The organism is Streptomyces sp. WM6378 (assembly GCF_001279695.1).
Lineage (GTDB): Bacteria > Actinomycetota > Actinomycetes > Streptomycetales > Streptomycetaceae > Streptomyces.
This window is the reverse complement of record NZ_LGDD01000103.1, coordinates 1-1,819: the sequence shown is the minus strand read 5'-3', so window position 1 is coordinate 1,819 and position 1,819 is coordinate 1. Positions and strand designations below refer to the sequence as shown.

The 1,819-nt window shown below is 64.9% G+C and carries 2 protein-coding genes; one reads left to right on the top strand and one right to left on the bottom strand.

The genetic code is table 11. The features are described 5' to 3' along the window. Positions 1-393 precede the first annotated feature (393 nt). Entirely contained in the window at positions 394-1,059 is a 666-nt protein-coding gene (locus ADK54_RS11385; protein ID WP_053725460.1) for a DUF4389 domain-containing protein, read from the bottom strand. A gap of 268 nt (positions 1,060-1,327) precedes the next feature. On the opposite strand from ADK54_RS11385, the gene ADK54_RS11380 reads away from it, so the two are divergent. Further along, positions 1,328-1,813, top strand: coding sequence for a replication-relaxation family protein (locus tag ADK54_RS11380; RefSeq protein WP_234392010.1), 486 nt, complete (start codon positions 1,328-1,330; stop codon positions 1,811-1,813). The last annotated feature ends 6 nt before the right edge of the window (positions 1,814-1,819 follow it).

Sequence of the window (1,819 nt, the reverse complement as noted above, 5' to 3'; positions counted from 1 at the left end):
CAGGAACCTCAAATAGAACGCCGCGAACACCAGGACGATCCCGACGTTCACCATCAGCCGCTCCCAGAACTGGTGCCTGAAGAGCAGAACGTCCACCCCAACCACGACGGCAACCAGCGCGAGCACGTAGAGCACGACGACTGCCTGTCTCCCCATGCTTCCTTTCTGCTCCGTGCGGTCGCGGCGGGAGCGGAGCCGGAGGCGCCACAGTCTCTCCGACGGAGGTTGCGCGGTCACGGGGTGCCCGCGCGGTGGCGACGGCGGGCCTCATTGGCCTCGCGATGAGTTTCCGAACGGCACACCTCCGGGCTTCCCGGAGTCGAGGGTCCGGCTCTGGGGCAGCCGGCGTCCGGCAGCCTGTTTAGATCGGGAATGCGGCCGTCGGCGGAGCGATTACGCCCGCTCCTGCGGAACGGCAGTTTCCGTTCCGCCCTGTTCCAGGCGGAACGGTGGGTATTTGTCCGTCATCAGAGCGGCGTACGCGGTGACCCTTAGGACCCACCGGTTGAGGCCGATGACCAGGTCGAACAGATCTTTCGGATACTTCTCGGTGAAAGTCAGGATGACAGCCGCGATGACCGTCAGTACGCTGATCAGCCCGCCGGACCACCAGCCGAGGTGGGCGCCGCCGAGAAAGAACCCGACGACGATGTAGTGCGGGATGGCGAGGAGCCACCACTTCACCAGCACGAGGCCGCGGGAGAGCCGCTCCGGGTATGCGATGTCCAGCCGCGCTGGGTAGTCCGGTTCCTCACCCAGGCTGAACGGGGGATACCGATCGGTGCCCAGGGCGTCGTACGAGTAGTACGAGACCCGCCAACTCCAGCGCAGTACTCCCAGGCTGAAGTCGAACAGTGCGCGGGGATAGCGCTCGGTGAACAGGATGGCGAAGAACGCGATCACGGTCACCATGGTGAAGGCGATCCAGAGGAAGAACAGCACCACGTAATGCGGAATGGCAAGGATCCATTTCACGAGCCACAGCCATCGGGACAGCGGCGCGTCGATACGCGCGTTCACCCGGACCGTGTGCTCCGGGAATCCCACCAGGTTCGTCATGGTGTCAACTCCTTCGCCCCGGCGTGAAGTCGCCAACGGGGCTCATGCCCAGCCTGGCTGCTTCCGCGTGGCGCCGCGAGGGCAGTGTGGGCCCGATTGGGAACCTCTCGGCCTATGCAGCCGCCCGTTCGGGGCACAGCTGTCGCTACCGCTCCCAACGTGCTCTGAGACGTTGTTGAAGGGGAAGAAGTCCACTCCCATGGCCGGGAAGGTGCGGGCTGATGCGCTGCGGATGCTGGGATGCGTGCGGATAGCGATGGTCCGGTAGATGGCTCAGGTGATCACGGCGGAAAATACGGATGGCCGGTCGTACGTGCGCAGGGCAATGAAGGAGCTGGTTGAGCTCGAGCTGGCGGAGACGAACGGCAAGGACGGCAAGCACCAGATCTGGAACCTCACCGTGACGGGGCAGAAGGCTCTGGCCAACGGCAACGAACTGTCGCCCCGCCCGAAGGCTGGCACCGGAGCGAAGGTCGTCCGAGCAGGGTTCCGTCCGCACGGTCTCGCGGTGACCGACACGATCCTCGCCGACGGCCGTGCGTACCTGACCGACTGGCAGGTAGAGGTGAACCACGCCATCAAGGAGACCGGACTGAGCTTCAACACCGACGCCGTCCTTGCCGTGCCGACCAAGACCAGCGAGGTGCGCCTCTTTGACAGCGGGTCTGGTCGAAATCTCGGGACGGTCACGATCGCAACAGGACGCGGGTGCGGAGGAGTTGGAACGACCCGCGGCCGTACATCTGCCGCTTGATGGTCT